Raw genomic sequence first — 19,012 nt, 5'->3', positions numbered from 1 at the left:
TTCCTGCTTCAATTTCTTTTCTGTATGATAATCTTATTGTTAAAGATTTTAATTCTAATGGATAACCCTTGTTCTGTTCGGTCTCGGATCCATACCAATCCCTTCTCTTCTGGCTGACCAGTGAAGGTATTTGTGACGAAGCTTTCTTAAATCATCCTGTTCCTTTACTTCTTTCTGATAAGCTGCCTGACGGTCTTCCGGAATTTCGTTTCCTCCATAGGCATCCCTCAGTTCTTTATAATGTCTGAAAGAGTAAGGTTTGCCATCTCCCATTACGTAAGTTCTGAGACGGTCTTTAATTCCTATCAAAAACTGATCATCCAAAATGGAGTATTTATCATCTGTCATTTTTTTTAAGGTGATGGGAAGGTTTTTATCAATGCCGTATTCTGCCATAAAATGTAAAGGAATATAGCTGAAAGTCTTCAGAAGATCACGTGTTCCTCTTAACGACAAATAGAATCCGGGGGTAATGGTGAGTTCACCTTTATGATACCAGCCTTCATTTTCAAGCTCTGCCTTTAATGCTTCTAATTTACTGCTGGTAGTCCATGAAGTTTCCACTTCTTCCCATGTTTCCCTTCCGTTTTCATAGGCTCCGCCTACATCGCAGTGTACACCCGGAAATGTTTTTTCAGTTCCGATGTGTACCCTTGTGAGGTCAAAGTTTTCTCTGTGTTCATCGGCAGCGATAAAGTGAACTACAGTCTGGGCTTTTCCAATTTCATTCAGGCTTAATTCTTCTACGTCATTGCTGAAATTGGGTACTGGTGACAGATATTTTGAATAGGAAGAAACAGTATCGTAGATTCCAAGAAATCTTACTTTCAACACATCTACCTTTAATCCTGCTTCTTCGAGCTTAAGGCCAAGGTGTCCCCATTTTGGAAGTTCTTCTGATGCTACACTTTTGCCGTCATCATCTGAATAAGTGGTCACCGAAACCGCTTCGTTGGCAACGGTGCGTGAAGTGGCTTTATACTTTGCTTTTCCGATTTCGTATACAAAATTACGTGCGGCAGCAGCTCCACGGCTGAATCCGAATACATCGAAAGTAAGAACCGCAATTTTATCGGCCTTCTTTTCTGCTTTAATGGTTTTCACCTTTTTTACAATCTCTTCGCAGCCTTTTCTCACTTTAGATCTGATCCCTGTATCTCCTGTTCCGAAAGCGTAGCCCAGCGTAGCATCTCCTTCTTTATCCTGTGTACCAATACCTTCTATATAAATACCGAAGTTTTTATCATAGTTATCCCACATGCGGGCTACATTGCTCCAGTCATTATTGTAGCTGGTATTGTCTTCAGCTTTTCCGCCATGTTTTTTATGGGCATCCGTTCCTTTCCTTCTCTCTTCCGTATTGGTTTTATTATTCAGGGTTCCGTCAAAAAAAATCCCAATGGTAATATCCAGTACTTCCTCTTTGGATACAGATGGTGTATAGCTTCCAAATTGATTGTTGTGCATCGTTCTTAATTTTTAAATTGACTGAGTGAAACCTATCATTCTATCTTTTTAGATACCCTTATTTTTGCTTTGGTTACCGGAAACTTCTCTTTTTCAGACTCAAGGGATACCAAAACCTTTGTGTTATCTTCATTGACTTTAATGGTCAGATCAATATTTTTGTCTTTTCCTGATTTCTGAAACAGATCAAATATTTCTTTGTCATCAAAAGCGTCTATCCATACTGCATATCTGTTGCTGTTTTTATCTTTCCAATAAAAACCGCAGAATTTTGGTATAGCCCTGCTTTTGTAAGTATTGTCTTTTAAGCTCTGATCAAAAAGATTTTCCTGCTCACCGTTATAATTGGTAAAACCGAAATCTATCCATGCAGCTCCTTCAGGAAGAATCACGGAAGGTTTCCAGTTGTATTTTTCTCTGTATACGTTATAAATATCTGCTGGCGGATAGCCTTCTTTTTCAATTTTCTCACGAACTTCCGGCTTGAATGTCTTGTAAGACGGGTCTTTGAGCATTCTTTCTGCAAATCCTTCTTTCAGCATGTACTGAGCATTATCGTAGGCTTTTTCTTTGGTGATAATTGTATCATGAGCCTGGAAAGCTCCTACTTCTTTCTGGTTTCCGGGACCTTTCATCCAAAGCACTACTCTTCCCTGCGGAGCTAATCCTACCACGAAGGAATTATAAGTGGCTTTCTTTTTCGTATCCTGATCAACAAACCCTTCATCAAAAAGGCTTTTTATCTTTTCTTTATCCAGATTCCATTTTCCGGTGTAGAATTTATTTTCCACCAAAGAATACCATGTAAATTCCAGTTCATGAGGAGCACTCATTCTTTCGGTATTGACGTTCATGGTACCGCCTTCTTTTCCCCATCCTGTATTCTGTGTTCCCCAGATGGCATCAAAACTGTAAGTAAAACCATCGGCAACAATAGCTCCTTCATATACTTCCATCGGGTATTCCTGCGGGGCGGAAACGGTTCCCAGCCAGCTGTATTTTTCTTCCATTTTTTTATTCTGACAATTCGTTAATGAAAAACACCATATAAAAAGGATCAGCAGGTTATATTTACTTATGGCCATGGGACATAATCTTCTTGTTACTTGCTAAAACCAGATTATCTCTATGGGCTTCCACATTGATTTTCTTTGCTATTTTCTCCACCTTTTTTCCTACGCTCAGATGATAAGAATCTTTAACTGTTATGCGCAGATTGGTTGCTGTTTTGATGATCGCCATATCAGAAAAGTTTTGATTTTTCAGCACTGTTGAATTCTACAATCTTTCCGCTCTGCATGGTCATATTTTCCAGTTCGCTGAACATGGAAATTTCACCTGCAATTTCGTTGGATGTTTCGGACTGTCTTTTGAATTCTTTTTCAATCATTTCCGTTCTGGTGTCGGATGTTTCGGTAATGTCTCCCGAAGCCGTAAGTTTCATATCCTTCCCTGCAATGGAAATAATATTGTCATTCGCAGTACTGGTTATACTTGCTCCTGCTCCTATTGATATTTCTTTTCCTGCGGTGATATTGATGTTGTCGCCTGCATTTAAAGTAAAGTTTTTAGGAGCTTTCATGCTGATATTCCCTTGTCCGTCCATGTAATAAGTATTTCCGCTTGGATCAAGAATGGTTACGCTTCCTTCTTCATCATTCATCAGAATCCTGATTCCGCTTCTGGTTTGAATAGATTTCAGATGATTGTTAGCACCTCCTCCTAATGCCACTCCTCCATGGAACATTCCTCCCATTACGAAAGGTCTGTCCGGATGGCTGTGCACAAAGTTGACCATCACCTGATCTCCCACTTCGGGAATGGCTACATAACCACGGTTTTGGGTAATCTGATCTGTTCCTCCGGCATCAGGGCTCATCATACGGATAAAATGAGTGGTATCATTGGTCTGCCAGTCAAATCTTACCTGTATTCTTCCCTGTCCTTCCGGATCTGTATTGGAAATTACAGTGGCAGTCTGTGGTTCAGCTTTCGGAACAGTGAATTCCGGTTTTGGAAGAAACCCTGTATCTGCCGCTATTCCTACGAAGCTTCCTTTGTAATGGCCTATGGTATCAATCTCATGTTCTGCTTCTGTAATCATTATCCTTGTGAAATAAGAGGTTTCATTGGAATCCTGCTTACGCATCTGGACGTCTGCTACGCAACCCGGGTGCAGGAAAGGAACCGTGGTATTTCCTGAAACAGAAAAAACATTCACTGCTTCACTTCCGGATGCACTTTTCTGCGAGTACTCCACATCCAAATGTGTAGTGGCTTTAATGGGAGCCATCTGCAGAGCCGGAGTCTTATAAATAGTTTCGTTATGACTGTATGCTGTTTTCGCAAGGTCACTTACGTGTTTTATGGGTGTAGAACCTGATGTCAGTCTTTCATTTTTATTACTGTTGTAGCCATAGAACTGAGGCTTTGTATGTACAGCTTTCAATTCAACTTTTATATCATTGGCGCTGCTTCCGTAAGTAAGGGTAATTGCTTTGTTCTGAGCAGGAAGTTTTCCGAAATGTAAAACTTCACCGTCATAATAAAACTGCTCACCATAGGCTTCAGCCATTCTTGCCAGATAGTTATAATGGGTTTCGTTATACTGGCTGCTGTAGATGATCTGGGAAAAATTATTGGCATCTACTCTTACATCGAACCGGCTTTTATCAATTCCCTGTTTGATTACTTCTTCGGCAATAATTCCTACGTTAACCGACTGACTGCCTCCAAAACTCTGGATATGTGGTGCACCGTCAAGAAGGATGGTTGGGCTGTAGCCTGTAAGCACAATATTTCCCAGACTCATATGTTCCTGACTGAATCCTACTCCGGTAATCACTCCCACAAAAGTTCGTTCCGGGCTGTTGTCAATATCTTTATAGGAAATAACAGCTGTAAGTCGTTTCCCAAGGAATTTATTAGCTTCTTCCAATGAATGGGTCTGTCTGCCTCCCAAGGTATCATGTGCCAGTGTCAGCGTAAATTCGTGATGCCGTCTGGTACTTTGCTTAAGCTTGAAATGCTTATAGTACTTGATAATTTTCCCTTCTATGACAAGAGAAAGCTTTACCAGACGGTTGATACCTGTGTGATGGTTTTCGGAAATACCATCTGCATTCTGCGTCGGACGAAAAGACGTCGCTTGTGAGTTTCCAGGTGTATTTGACATATTTTTAGTGATTTGATTAGTTTTCTAAAAGATTATTCTACAGAAGGAGAGTTTAAAAATTAAAAACAAAAGATCCTGCAGAATATAGTTTTAGGTAAAAAAAGACCGTCTTGTAAGGACAGTCTTTTATTTCTAGCTCATGAAAGACTTAGCTCATTGGCCAAAGTCCGTCATAGGATGAATTTCCATACGTAATGCTTTCAGCACTTACTACAAAACTGATCAGCATATTATTGCTATCAATGGCATCGAAGTCTACTTCATGCTGGATCACATATCCGTTTTCCCACTTCAAAGAGATCAGTGTTCCTTCTTCGTGAGATTTATTAAAGTTGATTTCTCCGCTTGTTGGTTTATATTTACTGTTTAATAAACTTTCCAAAACATCAGATTTTTCTGTTGCTTCAATGGTTACTTTAATCAATGCGTTTGACGGGTCAGATGCTACACGTCCTGAAACATCTGTAGATCTTGACACGCTATAGTTAAGCTTTAACAACTTCTGACCTTCACCTCCATTGAATTTTAAGATTCCTCTTGAATTTCCTGCCATATTCTTACATTTTAATCATTAACGACTGTTCCCTGATATAGGATTTATACAACAAAGATAAAGGTCATGTTCTAATTTAAAAAGTTTTTAGGGCACTGTTTCAGAAATTGTAGTAGTTCTACGACATTTTAAAATTCTACACAATAAAACAATTCGGGAATATTAATCTAATAAATCATATTTTTTATTAAAATTTTCCTACATACTGTTGAACAAAAAATCAAAACACAAAAGCAGTTCACAATCAAATACTTATTTTTAACTTTTATAGTTAATAATGTTTATACAGATACCCAATCACCATAATAATCAGGTTAACAACCACCATAATCATTAAAATATTACTGTATTTTCTTTTTTTATCGATAAAGCTAACCCCAAGGATCAAAAAGAATAACAATAAGGTGTATACAGCCGGATACATTTGAAAGGCTTCTGAAAACTTTCCTTCAAATACCAATACGATTGCTCTCTGCGCACCACAGCCCAGACATTCTACCCCTAGGAATTTTTTACTGGGGCAGGTAAGCATGAAATCATTGATATCCATTTCTGTTGTTTTACAGATTATTTGTGATCATTAAGTAGAGATTTTGGCTCTGGTATACTGATGTGGGAAAAAGCAGTCTTCTTTCATTTCAAAAGATCCCTGAACAGCAATATAAGGATTTCTCAGAATTTCTCTTGCTACGAAAATAAGATCAGCATCCCCTTTCTGAAGAATCTCTTCGGCCTGTTCTACCTTGGTAATCAATCCTACAGCTCCTGTCTTCACTTCAGCCTCATTTCTCACCTTGGATGAAAAAGGAACCTGATAGCCATCAAAAACCGGGATTTTCGCTCCATGAATATTTCCACCACTGGATACATCTACAAGATCTACGGCATGTTCTTTTAGAATTTTTGCCAGCTCAACACTGCTCTGAATATCCCAGCCATTATCAGCATATTCCGTTCCTGAAATTCTTACAAAAAGGGCTGTGTTTTCATTCAGTTCTTCATTAACAGCATCTACAATTTCGATCAGAAATCTGATCCTGTTTTCAAAACTTCCGCCGTATTCGTCTGTTCTGATATTAGAAAGTGGCGACAAAAACTGATGAATCAGATATCCGTGAGCACCATGAATTTCAATAACATCAAAACCAGCTTCTACCGCTCTTCTGGCTGCTTTTTTAAAATTCTGAACCTGTTCTTTTACCTCATCGGCCGTTAGCGTATGGGGAATTCTTTCTGTGGGATGATAAGGAATAGGGCTTGGCGCCACCGTTTCCCAGCCTTCTTCTACAGAAATCTGTATATTATTCCATGTTGACCCTTTTCTTCCGGCATGAGCCAGCTGAATTCCTATTTTACTTTCTGAATTTTTGTGTACAAACTCAACAATTCTCTGTAATTTTTCTGCCTGCTCATCATTCCAGATTCCCATGCAGTGATTGGTAATTCTTCCTTTGGGTTCTACACCTGTAGCTTCTACCATCAAAAGACCTGTACCGCCCTGTGACCGGCTTCCATAGTGTACAAAATGGAAGTCGTTAGCTTCTCCGTCTTCACATGAATACATACACATAGGTGACATTACCCATCTGTTTTTCAACTCTATATTTCTGAATTTTATTGGTGTGTATAACATTTTTTTAATCTTAAAAAAATTGAACTTTTGCCGGGAGAATAAAATATTGCCCACTTCATTAAAAAGAACTACTTTTACCCCCCTTTTTTAGTCGACAATATATGAAAAAAGACATACAGATCGGTTACGAATATTTTAAAAATAGCAGCGAACTGAGCGATATAGAAAAACAGTTATTTGAAAGAGCCAAAGAGGCTCGTGAGAATGCTTATGCGCCTTACTCTCAATTTTTGGTAGGATGTTCCGTTTTATTGGAAAACGGAGAAATCTATTCCGGTAACAACCAGGAAAATGCAGCTTATCCGTCCGGACTCTGTGCGGAAAGAACAACTGTTTTTTGGGTAGCTGCCAATTTTCCAAATATGAAAATAAAAAAGATTTTTGTAGTTGGAGGTCCTAAAGAGTTTCATGAGAAAAACCCTCCGATTCCTCCTTGTGGAGCATGCCGCCAGAGTTTAATTGAGTATGAAACCAAACAGAATGAAAACATTGATCTTTATTTTTCAAGTATGAATGAAGAGGTTGTAAAAGTGCATGCAGTGAAAGACCTTCTTCCTTTCTATTTTGACTCTACGTTTTTGTAACCAAGTAAAACTTGATTTTTAAGCGCTGACAGGGTGTGAAACAAAAAGTTCACATCGACTAGTCCTAAATAAATCTTACAGTTAAATAAGATAAGAAACCTGACAGGTTTTGGAAACCTGTTAGGTTTGTATGTTAAAGAATAAAGATTTGAATATTATAGAATAAGGATCAGCATAAAAAAGGCTGTCTCCTGTATTAGGACAACCCTTATTTTTTTATTCTTTTTCAGATTCTACATTGTCATCTTCGTCTTCGTACTGCTCGAGATAATAGCTGAAACTAAAGTCTTCAATTTCTTCTTCCGCATCCTCCAGCGTTGTCAGAAGATCTTCAAATATCTCAAGCTGATCTACAGTCATGTTGACGAATTCTAAATGGAGCGGCATTTCCATATCTCCGGTAATCGTATCAAAAAGGGCATCAAGATTATCACCGAAATGCTCAGGAAGCTCAACTTTCTCCTTTAGCTGGGTGTAAAAATCTTCATAGTCACCTATGTCTGTAAAATCTATATATACTGTCTTCATATTGAATTAAATTTCCAATTTTCATTGATTAAAAAAGTTTTGCATTTTTTGCAGAAATCCGTTTCTTCATTGGTAAGATTCTTGCCTTCTGCATCTCTCATAAAACACATTTTTTCCGGGCAATGTGGCAGCCCCTGAGTATGTCCCAGCTCATGAATGGCTATTTTATAAAACTGCTCATCCCGGTTTTCTTTATTCAGTCTGAAATTTGAAGCCACGCAAGCTTTTCCAGGTCTATACCCCAACCCCATGATTCCAAAGTCTTTGATCGTTCCTCTGGTAGCACTGATATCCTTCGCTGTCAAACCAATTGTAACAAAGCCTTCTTTTGTTTTGTTATTCAAAAACTTAATGATTGAATCTGCTCTATACCGGCTTCTCTCTTTATAATAAGTATTTTCAGGAAATTCTATCGCATCCAGAACTTTTACATTCGGATATACTTTCTTTATTCCTTCCGTTACTTTTTCTATACTCTCCGGTTGAATATCTTTAAACGGCTGAATGAGTATTGTTACGGCTGGTTTTGCTGCTTTTTCCTTTACTACATTTTTCTTTTCCGAACATGAAAGTATCATAAATAGAATGATAGTAAAGTAAAAAAGGTTATAATTTTTCAAAATTAAGATTTATAATAATTACAATGCAAATTATACATTGGTCATTGCGAGGAGCAAAAGCGACGAAGCAATCTCAAAAAACATCTAAAATATGTTGAATGTCGTCCGTAAGATCTTTCCAATCAGGATTTATACTGTTTATCAAATCTAACTTCTTTTGTCTGGAACCTGCTTTTATTTGTTTTTCTCTAAATATAGCATCCCCTATTTCCTGAAAGGATTCCCAATAGACAAGTATATACAAATTATATCTTGAAGTAAAACTTTGAGAATAACAGGACTCCTTATGCTGTTGAACACGTTTGGGCAGATTTGAAGTCACTCCTGTATAAAGAGTAGTGTGGTTTTTATTTGTCATGATGTAGACAAATCCTGCTTTCATCTTTGATTCTTTTATAGAGATTGCTTCTTCACTTCGTTCCTCGCAATGACGCTACTGCTTTTCAAAACTTTTATAATGGTTTTTGGTAAGATACACATCGCCATTCTGGGTGTAGATGATACGGTCAGCATTTCTTCCACCGCAATGGTAATTTACATCTGCTTCAAAGTATTTTTCGCCATCCGGCAAACGTTTTTCCCTGTTTCCGAATTGATCTCCGCCAATTGCTTTTCCTGGAAGTACGTCACAAAGATTTCCTTGGGAAGGATTCCACCCCTGTTTTCTGGCTTCATTTTTAGTGATATAATAATCCGGCAGCTTATGATTTTGTTTTACATAGCTGATCACCGTTTTTTCTTCCGTAAGCTGATCTATAGAAACCTGAGCAGAGGAATTTCCCTCCGAAGAAGCACTTCCGTAACTTACTGTTTCTTTTTTTACAGAATCTGACTGATCTTTTTTATCTTCAATAAAATTTCTGTAGACATACATCACAGACATTCCGAAAAGAAGTCCCAGACATATAAAAAAAACAGATCTTATTTTTCCGTTCATAGTTGTAATTTAATGTAATATGATTTCTATGCTCTCCATTCTTCAGGAATATCACAAACCGGAATAGGATCTATTTTATGTTTTGCAGCCTTATGCATTCTGTCGAAAATCAGGAATACTTCTTTATCCCGTCCTTTGTAATCATCAGCAGTTTTAGTTCCATATTCTTTCTGGATTTTTTCCAGTTCCGGATAAGTAGCACCAATCTGCTGCTCATCTGTTCTTTCCGTATCCCAAAGTCCATCGGTAGGAATGGCTTCCTGAATACTTTTGATCAGATTCAACCCTTTCGCAAGTTCATATACTTCAGTTTTATAAAGGTCTGCAATGGGTGACACATCTACTCCGCCATCTCCATATTTTGTATAGAAACCAATTCCGAAATCTTCCACTTTGTTTCCTGTTCCACATACCAGAAGCCCGTTCAGCTGTCCGTAATAATAAAGTGTAAGCATTCTAAGACGTGCTCTTGTGTTGGCAAAGGTCAAATTCTCATTGGGATACACCTCATCATGTACATGAAAGGTTTTATAGATCTCTTCAAAGGCCGGGGTCAGATTTACAGAGATTGTTTCTACATTGGGAAATCTGGATTTAAGGTCATTCATATGATCCTGCGCACGATCTACCTGATCGGCTTTCTGGCGGATCGGCATTCCGATCAGTAATGTTTTCATGCCTGTCATTGCCGCTAAAGTAGAAACAACTCCGGAATCTACTCCTCCGGAAACTCCAATTACATATCCTTTTACTTTGGCATTTGTAGCATAATCCTTTAACCAGTTTACAATGTGATCTATTACTTTTTGTGTCTGCATCGTTTATTTTTTTAGTCTATTTCAAATTCATGAGGGTATTCGCTCCTCTTTTTTTATCTTTTAATCTGTCTTTTACCAATTCTACAGCCATTCCGTTTTCTTCCGGAATATCGAATGGAAAAGAAATTCCAAAATTACTTGTTTTTTTGTAAAGAGAATATGCACGGCAATCTCGCAGGTTTCATTTCTATGAAAGCTTCTTCTGCCAATTGAAAAATCTGTTTGGTCGTCTTTTTCTCTTCCTGTTATACTGTTATCATTTTTTATTATAGTTTTCCCGCTTCAGTTCGTACCAGAAGCAAATTCCGTCAGGTTCTTCAAATTCACTGGTTTTTTCAAATCCTAATTTTCTTAAAATATGGTTGGAAGCATCATGTTCGGAATGAGCATACGCATAAATAACTTCTGCATTAAGATCATTAAAACCATACTCCAGAGAAGCTTTTCCAGATTCCGTGGCATACCCTTTTCCCCATGATTCCGGCAGAAAACGGTATCCCAGTTCCAATACATTTTTGTACCCATTGGTTTCATGGGTAAGTAATTTCAACCCGCTCCAACCTATCAGAAGTCCGCTTTCTTTTTCCACCACTCCAAATCTTCCGACTCCATTTTCCTCATACTGTTTCTGAATCATGCTGATGACCTTTTTTGATTCATTGATATCCTTCAAAACCGGTACACCAATGTATTTCATGACTTCAGGATTGGAATCCAGCAGAAATACGCGTTCAAAATCATCATCTTCGAGCTTTCTTAAAATAAGTCGTTCAGTTTCTATTTTCATAATGATTAGTTTTATTCTTCAGCTCCAAAAATGGTCACCTCTGCTTTTGTGCTTTTTTTTATATCTGTTTTTCTTATCTTATTCCCTGCTATATTAAGGGTTTGTAAGGCAGAATTACCGGAAATATCAATTTGCTGAAGCTTATTATGTTCTACATTCAGTTTTCTTAATACTTTAAACTGAAGCAGATTTATTGTTTTTAATTGATTTAAAGATAATGTTAATTGATCAATTTTTGGAATTCCTGTCAGCGAAATACTTTCCAACAGGTTATTATCCAGGTATAATGAGGTTAAATTTTTCAGGTTTTCTGCTTTGAATGAGGATATTTTACATTGTGTGCACGAAAACAATTCCAGCTGATCAAGATTATTTACTACAATATTCGGGATCATATTATCATCAAGGACAATCATTTTTACATTTTTAAAAAGATGCAGATCTTCTGTGGTAGTAATTCCCTTTTTAACAAGAAACAGATTCGTAATCATACCAGCTTCAGTGGATTCAAGCACTCCGTTTTTATTCACGTCAAAATTTTCGAGTACTGCTTTTTCAAAGTTTTTATCTTTAAATTCAAGTGATTGTCCATAGAAAAAAGGAAGTCCTGAAATAAGGCAAACGGTTGTAAATATTTTTATTTTCATCATTAATTGTGTATTTAATCCTTATTTTTGTAAACTTAAATTCCATGTAAAAATAATGAAGATTTTTAGATATATTGCACTTTCTTCTCTTTTAGCTGCCGGACTTATTTCCTGCAAAAAAGAACCTGAAAATCAATGGAAGGTAGAAGTAAAACAAACTGCCCAAAAAGTTGACATCACAGATATTTCCAAAGAATTTTACAATCCGGATATTCCTCTGGATCAGTTTAAAGCTAAGTTCCCGTGGTTTCAGGGAAGTGTTTCTGATGCTGATTTTGGAAAAAGAAGAGCGGATGCTGAAGAGATAAAAATCTACAAGGAAGCTATTGGAAAAATAGATCAGACAAAGCTGCAAAATGAGCTTCAGAGTTTATTTTCGCACATCAAGTATTATTTCCCACAATTTAAAAATCCCAAAGTATATCTGTTTTCATCTGCCCTACAGATGGTTCAGGATCCGATATTTTATGATGAAAAAGGGAATCTCTTATTTATAGATGTTACCGGTTTTATGGGTGATGGAAATCCCAATTATAAAGGACTGGAGCTGTATTTTCAAAAATCGATGAACCCGCAGAATATTGTTCCGAAGGTATCACAGCTTTTTGCAGAAAATATTGTCACAGAATCTCCTGATCATCAGAAATTCATTGATCAGATTATTCTGAACGGAAAAGTAATGATTCTTCAGGATGCTTTTCTTCCGGATACGCCTGATTATCTGAAAATGAATTATACTCAGAAGCAATATGAATGGGCTGCCGGTAATGAGGCGAATATCTGGAATTATTTTGTAGAAAGTAATCTGATCTTCGGCGATGATCCTAGACTGGGAGAACGTTTTATTTCACCCGGACCATTCTCGAAGTTTTATACAGAAATCGACAATGAATCTTCCCCGCAAATCGGGATTTTTACAGGATGGCAGATCTGTAAAGCATATCTTAAGGAAAAACCTGAAACGAAGTTAACAGAGTTCCTGAAAATGGATGCTACCACAATTTTTAATCAATCCGGTTATAAACCGAAACTTAAATAAAGAAAATTTTAGAATTTAGAAAAAATAGAAAAATGAGAAAGACTCAGATTACGATAGATGTAGAGCTTGATGAAAATCACGTACCGGAAAATATTACATGGAATGCTCAGGATGGTGGTATAGAAAAACAAGATACCAAAGCTACCATGATTTCCGTATGGGATGATAAAACAAGAGAAGCATTAAGAATTGATCTTTGGACCAAGGAAATGCCTGTAGACCAGATGAAGATGTTTATCCACCAGATTTTAATATCTTTAGGAAGCACGTATCAGAGAGCAACCGGAGAAGAGGATGTAGCGCAGTGGATGGAGGAAATTGCAGAAGAATTTGCGGTAAAATCTGCTATTAAGTAAAAAATACAATTGCAATAAGCAGGAGGCAGTAAGCGGTAAGCTTTTTGCATTCAGCTAGAGCAACTTTTATTAAAAACAATGAACATTAATCAATAGATATATCTGCTTAATGTTCAAAGCCTAAAGCAAAAAATTATGAATTTTAACACAAAAGTAATTCATGGAGGGCAGCACCACGAGTCTGCAACTGGTTCTGTAAATGTACCTGTATTTTTAACCTCTACGTTTGCACAGAAAAGCCCGGGAATACATTCCGGATATGAATATTCAAGAGCTGCTAATCCTACAAGACAGGCATTAGAGGATTCTTTGGCAAGTATTGAAAACGGAGCGAGAGGTTTAGCTTTCGGTTCTGGTCTTGCTGCGATCGACTGTGTTTTGAAATTATTAAATCCAGGTGATGAAGTGATTGCTGTAGATGATCTTTACGGAGGAACTTACAGAATGTTCACCAGACTTTTTGAAAAATACCAGCTGAAATTTACCTTCGTGAATTTTGACGATGCTTCTAAAATTGCTGATGTTATCACGGATAAAACAAAACTGATCTGGGTAGAAACTCCAACTAATCCTTTGATGAAATTAGTAGATATCAAAGCGGTTGTAGATATTGCAAAAGGAAAAGATATTTTAGTAGCTGTAGACAATACTTTTGCTACGCCTTATATCCAGAGACCTATTGATTTGGGAGCTGACATTGTAATGCATTCTGCAACAAAATATTTAGGAGGACACTCCGATGTGATTGCAGGAGCTCTTATTGCTAAAGATGCTGAGCTGGGAGAAAAGCTGCACTTTATCCAGTTTGCAAGTGGTGGTATTTTGGGACCTCACGATTCTTATCTTGTATTAAGAGGAATCAAAACATTGGCATTGAGAATGCAGAGACACTCTGATAACGGTCTTGCAGTAGCAAAATATTTGGAAACTCATCCGGCGGTAGATAAAGTAATTTATCCGGGATTGGAATCTCACCCTCAATATGCATTGGCAAAATCTCAGATGAAGGAATCCGGAGGAATGGTGTCATTCACTTTCAAATCAGGAAAGAAAGAAGATGCGATCAAATTCCTGGAAAAAGTAAGAGTATTCACCTTAGCAGAATCTTTAGGAGGAGTAGAATCTCTGGCCAATCATCCTGCTTTGATGACACATGCTTCAATTCCTGCAGAAAAACGTGCTGAACTGGGAATCACCGATGACCTTGTTCGTTTAAGCGTAGGTATTGAGGATGCAGAAGATCTTATTGCAGATCTTGAGAAAGCTTTTTCTTAACATACCATACATTAAAATGAGAAGGATTACATCATCTTTCTCATTTTATTATAACACCGCCAATACTATGAAAAATACAAGAAAAGCTGTTCTTTCCGACTTACCACAACTGGCGGAATTGTTTGATCAGTACAGAATATTTTATCATAAAACATCAGATATTCCCGCAGCTGCCAATTTTCTTCAGGAAAGACTGGAAAATAAGGACTCCGAAATTTTTGTTGCAGAAGAAAACGGAATCCTGACAGGCTTTGTACAGCTATATCCCATATTTTCATCTACAAGAATGCAGCGTTACTGGCTGTTGAACGACCTTTACGTCAATGTAAACCACAGAGGAAAAGGCTATTCTAAAAAGCTGATTGAAGAATCTAAAGAACACTGCCGTTCATCAAAAGCATGTGGTATTCTTTTAGAAACAGGAAAAAGCAATGATATCGGAAATCAGCTTTATCCAGCCTGTGGCTTTGAACTGTATGACTCCGTAAATTTCTACGAGTGGACTAATCATGAGCAATGAGTAATAAGTAATTTATACATTACACTCACCATGCCGAATCTAGAAACTAGAAAACCCGTACCCCAAAAAGAAAAAATGATATGACCGACTTTCAAAAATATATTCAAAGATACTTAGATCAGATTCCATCAGGAAACTGGATCAACGAACTGCAGATATCTGCCGACAAAACCATTGGAATTTATTCCAATCTTACCGAAGAACAATCTAATTTTTCTTATGCAGAAGGAAAATGGACATTGAAAGGACTTCTACTCCACTTATCCGATACAGAAAGAGTTTTCCAGTATAGAATATTAGCTTTCGCAAGAGGAGAGAAAAACAACCTTCCGGGATTTGACGAGAATGAATATGCAGACCAATCTTTTGCCAGTGAAAGAACTCTTGAGTCTCTTCTGGAGGAATACAAACTGGTAAGAAAATCTTCTCAGATTCTACTGGAAACGCTTCAACCTTCTGCTCTACAAAATACAGGTACAGCCAATGGCCATGAAATTACGGTAGAAACCATCGGAAAGCTTATTGTAGGTCACAATTATCACCACCTGAATATTATTGAGGAAAGGTATTTATCGAAATTGGGATGGATGTAGGAAATTAAAAAGATTTTTAATTATTATAAATTTTGACTAAAGTCAGAAGGTTTGTAATTTTTTATCTAAATGGGCTAAAGCCCATTTCTATTGAATAGAATAACAGCTCTAATAATTCATGAAGTCATATCTTAATGACACTATACAAAACATAATACATTTATCATTAAAACATCAATAGGAACGGGCTTTAGCCCGTTTTCATGTTACATACCATTCCATTGGCTTTAGCCGAAACTTAAAAAACATTACTTTTGATAAAACAACACAAATGGCTTTTATCAAAATTTATATTCATCTTGTCTTTTCTACAAGAAATAGAGATCCATTTCTCAATACATTTAACATACGTCTTAAGGTCTGGAAACATATTAAAGAATATGCTACAGAAAAAGGGATATTTTTAGATATGATTAATGGATATTCAGACCATTGTCATTGTCTTATTTCTCTGGGTTCTAATCAGAACATTGAAAAAATTGTACAATTAATAAAGGGAGAATCATCACATTGGATTAATAAGAATGATCTTGTAAAAGGAAAGTTTTCATGGCAGGATGAATATTTTGCAGTCTCCGTTTCTGAATCTATGGTAGATTCTGTAAGAAATTACATTAAGAATCAGGAGAAGCATCATCAGAAAAAAAGTTTTAGTGATGAATATAGAGAGTTTATTGAGAAATATAGTTTTAAGATATGAGTAGGTTTTGGCTAAAGTCTAAGGATTTGTCTCTTTTTATTTAAATGGGCTAAAGCCCATTACTATTGAATTAGATATTCGATGTTTTTTTTTAATATTCCACTGATTAATAAAAAACATCAGTAGGAACGGGCGTTAGCCCGTTTTTATGTTACATATCATTCCATTGGCTTTAGCCAAAACCTATCAATACGGGCACATTTATATCCTTATTTTTTGCCTGAAATTCATAGATTTTCTACCTTTATCCACTGATTGAATTCACATACAATTATGGAACATATTATTGAAATATTAAAATCCGGCGGAACCATTCTTTACCCTACAGATACGATATGGGGAATTGGTTGTGATGCTACCAATATAGAAGCTGTCAATAAAATTTTTGACATCAAAAAGCGTGAAAAAAACAAATCCATGATTATCCTTGTAGAATCTGAAAAAAGACTACAGGATCTGGTGGATGTTCCTGAAATGGCATGGGAAATCATTGATCTGAGTGAAAAGCCGGTAACGATTGTTTATGAAAACCCCAGAGGTTTACCCAAAGAACTTCTTGCAGAAGACGGAAGCATCGGAATCCGATTGGTAAAAAATGATTTCTGTAAAAAACTGATTACAAAACTGAACAGACCTTTAGTATCTACTTCTGCCAATTTCAGTGGGGAGAAAAGTCCGCTAAAATTCTCCGATATTTCTGAGGAGATGATCAGCCTTGTAGATTACGCAGTGGAAGAAGACAGAGAAAAGGTTTCAAAATACTCAGGTTCATCAGTAATCAAAATATGGAATGACAACAGGATAAAAGTTCTTAGAGAATAAGAATTCTGAACTTTTATGTTAATTTTTTAGAGTCTTGTCAGTTTATATCGGCAGGATTTCTTTTTTTTAATTCTATCTTTGCAAACTCAACTCATAAACTATTTGCTATGGATCATCATGAATTTGCTCAACTGTGGATTAATGCATGGAATTCTCATGATCTGGAGGATATACTTTCCCATTATTCGGATGATATTGAGATCACCACTCCTATGATCGCACTGGCTACCGGCGGTAAAGAAAGCTCTTTAAAAGGAAAAGAGGCAGTTCGTGAATACTGGAGAAAGGCATTGGATAAATTTCCGGATCTTCATTTTGATCTGATACATTCCACTGCGGGAGTAGATTCGGCAGCATTATTTTATAAGTCGATTATGAATAAAAATGCTGTTGAAGTCATGTTTTTTAATGAAGAGGGAAAAATTAGTAGAATGTATGCTCATTATGATTAATGGGTAACATACATAGAAACTGTCACTATTATTAACGATGAAAATTAATCTTAATCAAAATAAGAATTTAAAACTATTTAAAATCATTTCTGAAGCGGCAGAAAGGAATAACCAGTCCGTATACATTGTGGGCGGTTATGTACGAGACCTTCTGATGAACAGAAAAGCTTCTACGGATATAGATTTTGTAACGGAACAAAGCGGTATTGAGCTTGCTCAGAACGTAGCTCAGGATATAGATCCTAAATTAAAGGTTTCTGTATTCAAAACTTACGGCACGGCCATGATCAAGTATAAAGAACTTGAACTTGAGTTTGTGGGAGCAAGAAAGGAAAGCTATACAGAAAACAGCCGGAAGCCGGAAGTGGAAGGCGGAAGCCTGGAAGATGACCAGAAAAGAAGAGATTTTACCATCAATGCGATGGCTATTTCTTTAAATAAAAATAATTTCGGAGAACTGATTGATCCGTTTAACGGAATCGGAGATCTTGAAAATGAGATTTTAAGAACACCTTTAGAACCGGCGCAAACCTATTCTGATGATCCTTTGAGGATGATGAGAGCAGTGCGTTTTGCTTCTACTTTAAATTTTAAAATCGAGGAAGACTCTCTGAAAGCTATCCAGCAGGAAGCAGAAAGAATCAAGATTGTTTCTATGGAAAGAATCATGGTGGAATTCAATAAAATCATGCTTTCTGAAAAACCATCTATCGGACTGAGACTGATGGAACAAACCGGTCTTATGAAGCTGATTATTCCTGAATTAATCGAACTGAAAGGCGTAGAAGAAGTAGAAGGACAAACCCATAAGGATAACTTTTACCATACGCTAGAAGTTGTAGATAATATTTCTGTGAATACGGATAATCTTTGGCTTCGCTGGGCTGCCCTACTCCATGATATAGGAAAAGCTCCAACTAAAAAGTTTGTAGAAGGAACGGGATGGACATTTCACGGACATGAATTTTTAGGTTCAAAAATGGTAAAAACGCTTTTTCAAAGATTAAAATTACCTTTGGGAAGTGATATGAAATATGTGCAGAAAATGGTAAAGCTTTCATCAAGACCAATTGCTTTGATTACTGATGATGCTTCAGATTCTGCGTTGAGAAGGCTTTTATTTGATGCCGGAGAAAATCTGGAAGATCTTTTTACGCTTTGCAAGGCAGATATTACCACTAAAAACCCTAAAAAGCAGGAGAAATTCAAAAGAAACTTTGAATATGTAGCGGTAAAAATCAAAGAAGTAGAAGAAAAGGATCAGGTAAGAAATTTCCAGCCGCCCATCACCGGAGAAGAGATTATGGAAATGTTTAACCTTAAACCGGGCCGTGAAATTGGTATCTTGAAAGAGAAAGTGAAAGAAGCTATTCTTGAGGGTGAAATTCCTAATGAAAAAGAAGAAGCGACAAAATTTGTTATTGCTGAAGCAAAAAAATTGGGACTGACAATCTAATTCAATACAAATACGAACAAGCCCGGCGGGATGTTCCATCCCGCCGGGCT

General features: G+C 36.9%; 24 protein-coding genes. 10 read left to right on the top strand and 14 right to left on the bottom strand.

Annotated elements, in window-relative coordinates; translation table 11 throughout:
* Positions 1–54 precede the first annotated feature (54 nt).
* The 7 genes from EK417_RS14700 to namA all read right to left on the bottom strand — a co-directional run bounded on the left by EK417_RS14700 (position 55) and on the right by namA (position 6,828).
* A complete protein-coding gene (locus EK417_RS14700) occupies positions 55–1,467 on the bottom strand; it encodes a phospholipase effector Tle1 domain-containing protein (RefSeq protein WP_136522563.1) in 1,413 nt (470 codons plus the stop codon).
* Between the two features lie 35 nt (positions 1,468–1,502).
* Positions 1,503–2,477: a DUF2931 family protein gene (locus EK417_RS14695; RefSeq protein ID WP_228457943.1), complete on the bottom strand. Its 975-nt coding sequence runs from the start codon at positions 2,475–2,477 to the stop codon at positions 1,503–1,505.
* A 61-nt stretch (positions 2,478–2,538) separates the two neighbouring features.
* The gene (locus EK417_RS21145) at positions 2,539–2,709 is read right to left on the bottom strand and encodes a hypothetical protein (RefSeq protein WP_156106421.1); all 171 of its coding nucleotides are present in this window, start codon (positions 2,707–2,709) and stop codon (positions 2,539–2,541) included.
* A 1-nt stretch (position 2,710) separates the two neighbouring features.
* Positions 2,711–4,642 carry a type VI secretion system Vgr family protein gene (locus EK417_RS14690; protein ID WP_136522561.1) on the bottom strand — a complete coding sequence of 644 codons (1,932 nt, stop codon included), beginning with the start codon at positions 4,640–4,642 and terminating at the stop codon, positions 2,711–2,713.
* 148 nt (positions 4,643–4,790) lie between these two features.
* Positions 4,791–5,195, bottom strand: coding sequence for a type VI secretion system tube protein TssD (gene tssD / locus EK417_RS14685; RefSeq protein WP_002977458.1), 405 nt, complete (start codon positions 5,193–5,195; stop codon positions 4,791–4,793).
* Positions 5,196–5,466: 271 nt separating this feature from the next.
* Positions 5,467–5,745: a DUF2752 domain-containing protein gene (locus EK417_RS14680; RefSeq protein WP_076596134.1), complete on the bottom strand. Its 279-nt coding sequence runs from the start codon at positions 5,743–5,745 to the stop codon at positions 5,467–5,469.
* A 30-nt stretch (positions 5,746–5,775) separates the two neighbouring features.
* Positions 5,776–6,828: an NADPH dehydrogenase NamA gene (gene namA, locus EK417_RS14675; RefSeq protein ID WP_136522560.1), complete on the bottom strand. Its 1,053-nt coding sequence runs from the start codon at positions 6,826–6,828 to the stop codon at positions 5,776–5,778.
* A 101-nt stretch (positions 6,829–6,929) separates the two neighbouring features.
* Between namA and EK417_RS14670 the strand changes: the two genes are divergently transcribed.
* Complete coding sequence (locus EK417_RS14670) at positions 6,930–7,412, top strand: cytidine deaminase (protein ID WP_076596136.1); 483 nt, start codon at positions 6,930–6,932, stop codon at positions 7,410–7,412.
* A gap of 216 nt (positions 7,413–7,628) precedes the next feature.
* On the opposite strand, the gene EK417_RS14665 is transcribed toward EK417_RS14670, so the two are convergent.
* The 7 genes from EK417_RS14665 to EK417_RS14630 all read right to left on the bottom strand — a co-directional run bounded on the left by EK417_RS14665 (position 7,629) and on the right by EK417_RS14630 (position 11,752).
* Positions 7,629–7,940, bottom strand: a complete 312-nt coding sequence (locus tag EK417_RS14665) for a barstar family protein (protein ID WP_136522559.1) — start codon at positions 7,938–7,940, stop codon at positions 7,629–7,631.
* Entirely contained in the window at positions 7,937–8,518 is a 582-nt protein-coding gene (locus EK417_RS14660; RefSeq protein WP_136522558.1) for a Zn-dependent protease, read from the bottom strand. The genes EK417_RS14665 and EK417_RS14660 overlap by 4 nt, the downstream gene beginning before the upstream one ends.
* A gap of 115 nt (positions 8,519–8,633) precedes the next feature.
* Complete coding sequence (locus tag EK417_RS14655; RefSeq protein WP_076596139.1) at positions 8,634–8,942, bottom strand: GIY-YIG nuclease family protein; 309 nt, start codon at positions 8,940–8,942, stop codon at positions 8,634–8,636.
* Between the two features lie 51 nt (positions 8,943–8,993).
* Positions 8,994–9,497 carry a ribonuclease domain-containing protein gene (locus EK417_RS14650; RefSeq protein WP_076596140.1) on the bottom strand — a complete coding sequence of 168 codons (504 nt, stop codon included), beginning with the start codon at positions 9,495–9,497 and terminating at the stop codon, positions 8,994–8,996.
* A gap of 26 nt (positions 9,498–9,523) precedes the next feature.
* On the bottom strand, positions 9,524–10,315 hold the full coding sequence (gene nadE, locus EK417_RS14645) for an NAD(+) synthase (protein ID WP_136522557.1): 792 nt from the start codon (positions 10,313–10,315) through the stop codon (positions 9,524–9,526).
* Between the two features lie 256 nt (positions 10,316–10,571).
* Positions 10,572–11,102 (bottom strand): GNAT family N-acetyltransferase, encoded by a 531-nt coding sequence (locus tag EK417_RS14635; RefSeq protein ID WP_076596142.1) that lies wholly within the window; start codon positions 11,100–11,102, stop codon positions 10,572–10,574.
* Positions 11,103–11,113: 11 nt separating this feature from the next.
* Entirely contained in the window at positions 11,114–11,752 is a 639-nt protein-coding gene (locus EK417_RS14630) for a leucine-rich repeat domain-containing protein (RefSeq protein ID WP_136522556.1), read from the bottom strand.
* A 52-nt stretch (positions 11,753–11,804) separates the two neighbouring features.
* Between EK417_RS14630 and gldB the strand changes: the two genes are divergently transcribed.
* The 9 genes from gldB to EK417_RS14585 all read left to right on the top strand — a co-directional run bounded on the left by gldB (position 11,805) and on the right by EK417_RS14585 (position 18,962).
* Complete coding sequence (gldB, locus tag EK417_RS14625) at positions 11,805–12,788, top strand: gliding motility lipoprotein GldB (RefSeq protein ID WP_083688849.1); 984 nt, start codon at positions 11,805–11,807, stop codon at positions 12,786–12,788.
* Between the two features lie 32 nt (positions 12,789–12,820).
* Positions 12,821–13,144 (top strand): gliding motility protein GldC, encoded by a 324-nt coding sequence (gene gldC / locus EK417_RS14620; protein WP_076596144.1) that lies wholly within the window; start codon positions 12,821–12,823, stop codon positions 13,142–13,144.
* A 132-nt stretch (positions 13,145–13,276) separates the two neighbouring features.
* Positions 13,277–14,419 (top strand): cystathionine gamma-synthase, encoded by a 1,143-nt coding sequence (locus EK417_RS14615; protein WP_262709824.1) that lies wholly within the window; start codon positions 13,277–13,279, stop codon positions 14,417–14,419.
* Positions 14,420–14,486: 67 nt separating this feature from the next.
* On the top strand, positions 14,487–14,939 hold the full coding sequence (locus EK417_RS14610; RefSeq protein WP_136522554.1) for a GNAT family N-acetyltransferase: 453 nt from the start codon (positions 14,487–14,489) through the stop codon (positions 14,937–14,939).
* 80 nt (positions 14,940–15,019) lie between these two features.
* Positions 15,020–15,532, top strand: coding sequence for a DinB family protein (locus tag EK417_RS14605; RefSeq protein ID WP_076596146.1), 513 nt, complete (start codon positions 15,020–15,022; stop codon positions 15,530–15,532).
* Positions 15,533–15,803: 271 nt separating this feature from the next.
* Entirely contained in the window at positions 15,804–16,232 is a 429-nt protein-coding gene (gene tnpA / locus EK417_RS14600) for an IS200/IS605 family transposase (protein WP_110366800.1), read from the top strand.
* A gap of 273 nt (positions 16,233–16,505) precedes the next feature.
* Positions 16,506–17,054, top strand: a complete 549-nt coding sequence (locus EK417_RS14595) for an L-threonylcarbamoyladenylate synthase (protein WP_047378653.1) — start codon at positions 16,506–16,508, stop codon at positions 17,052–17,054.
* Positions 17,055–17,161: 107 nt separating this feature from the next.
* A complete protein-coding gene (locus EK417_RS14590; RefSeq protein WP_110366802.1) occupies positions 17,162–17,506 on the top strand; it encodes a nuclear transport factor 2 family protein in 345 nt (114 codons plus the stop codon).
* Between the two features lie 37 nt (positions 17,507–17,543).
* Positions 17,544–18,962, top strand: a complete 1,419-nt coding sequence (locus EK417_RS14585; RefSeq protein ID WP_110366803.1) for a CCA tRNA nucleotidyltransferase — start codon at positions 17,544–17,546, stop codon at positions 18,960–18,962.
* Positions 18,963–19,012 lie beyond the last annotated feature (50 nt).

Source organism: Chryseobacterium candidae, assembly GCF_004916905.1.
Taxonomy (GTDB): domain Bacteria; phylum Bacteroidota; class Bacteroidia; order Flavobacteriales; family Weeksellaceae; genus Chryseobacterium; species Chryseobacterium candidae.
The sequence above is the reverse complement of the archived record's forward strand: the minus strand, read 5'-3'. Positions and strand labels throughout refer to the sequence as shown.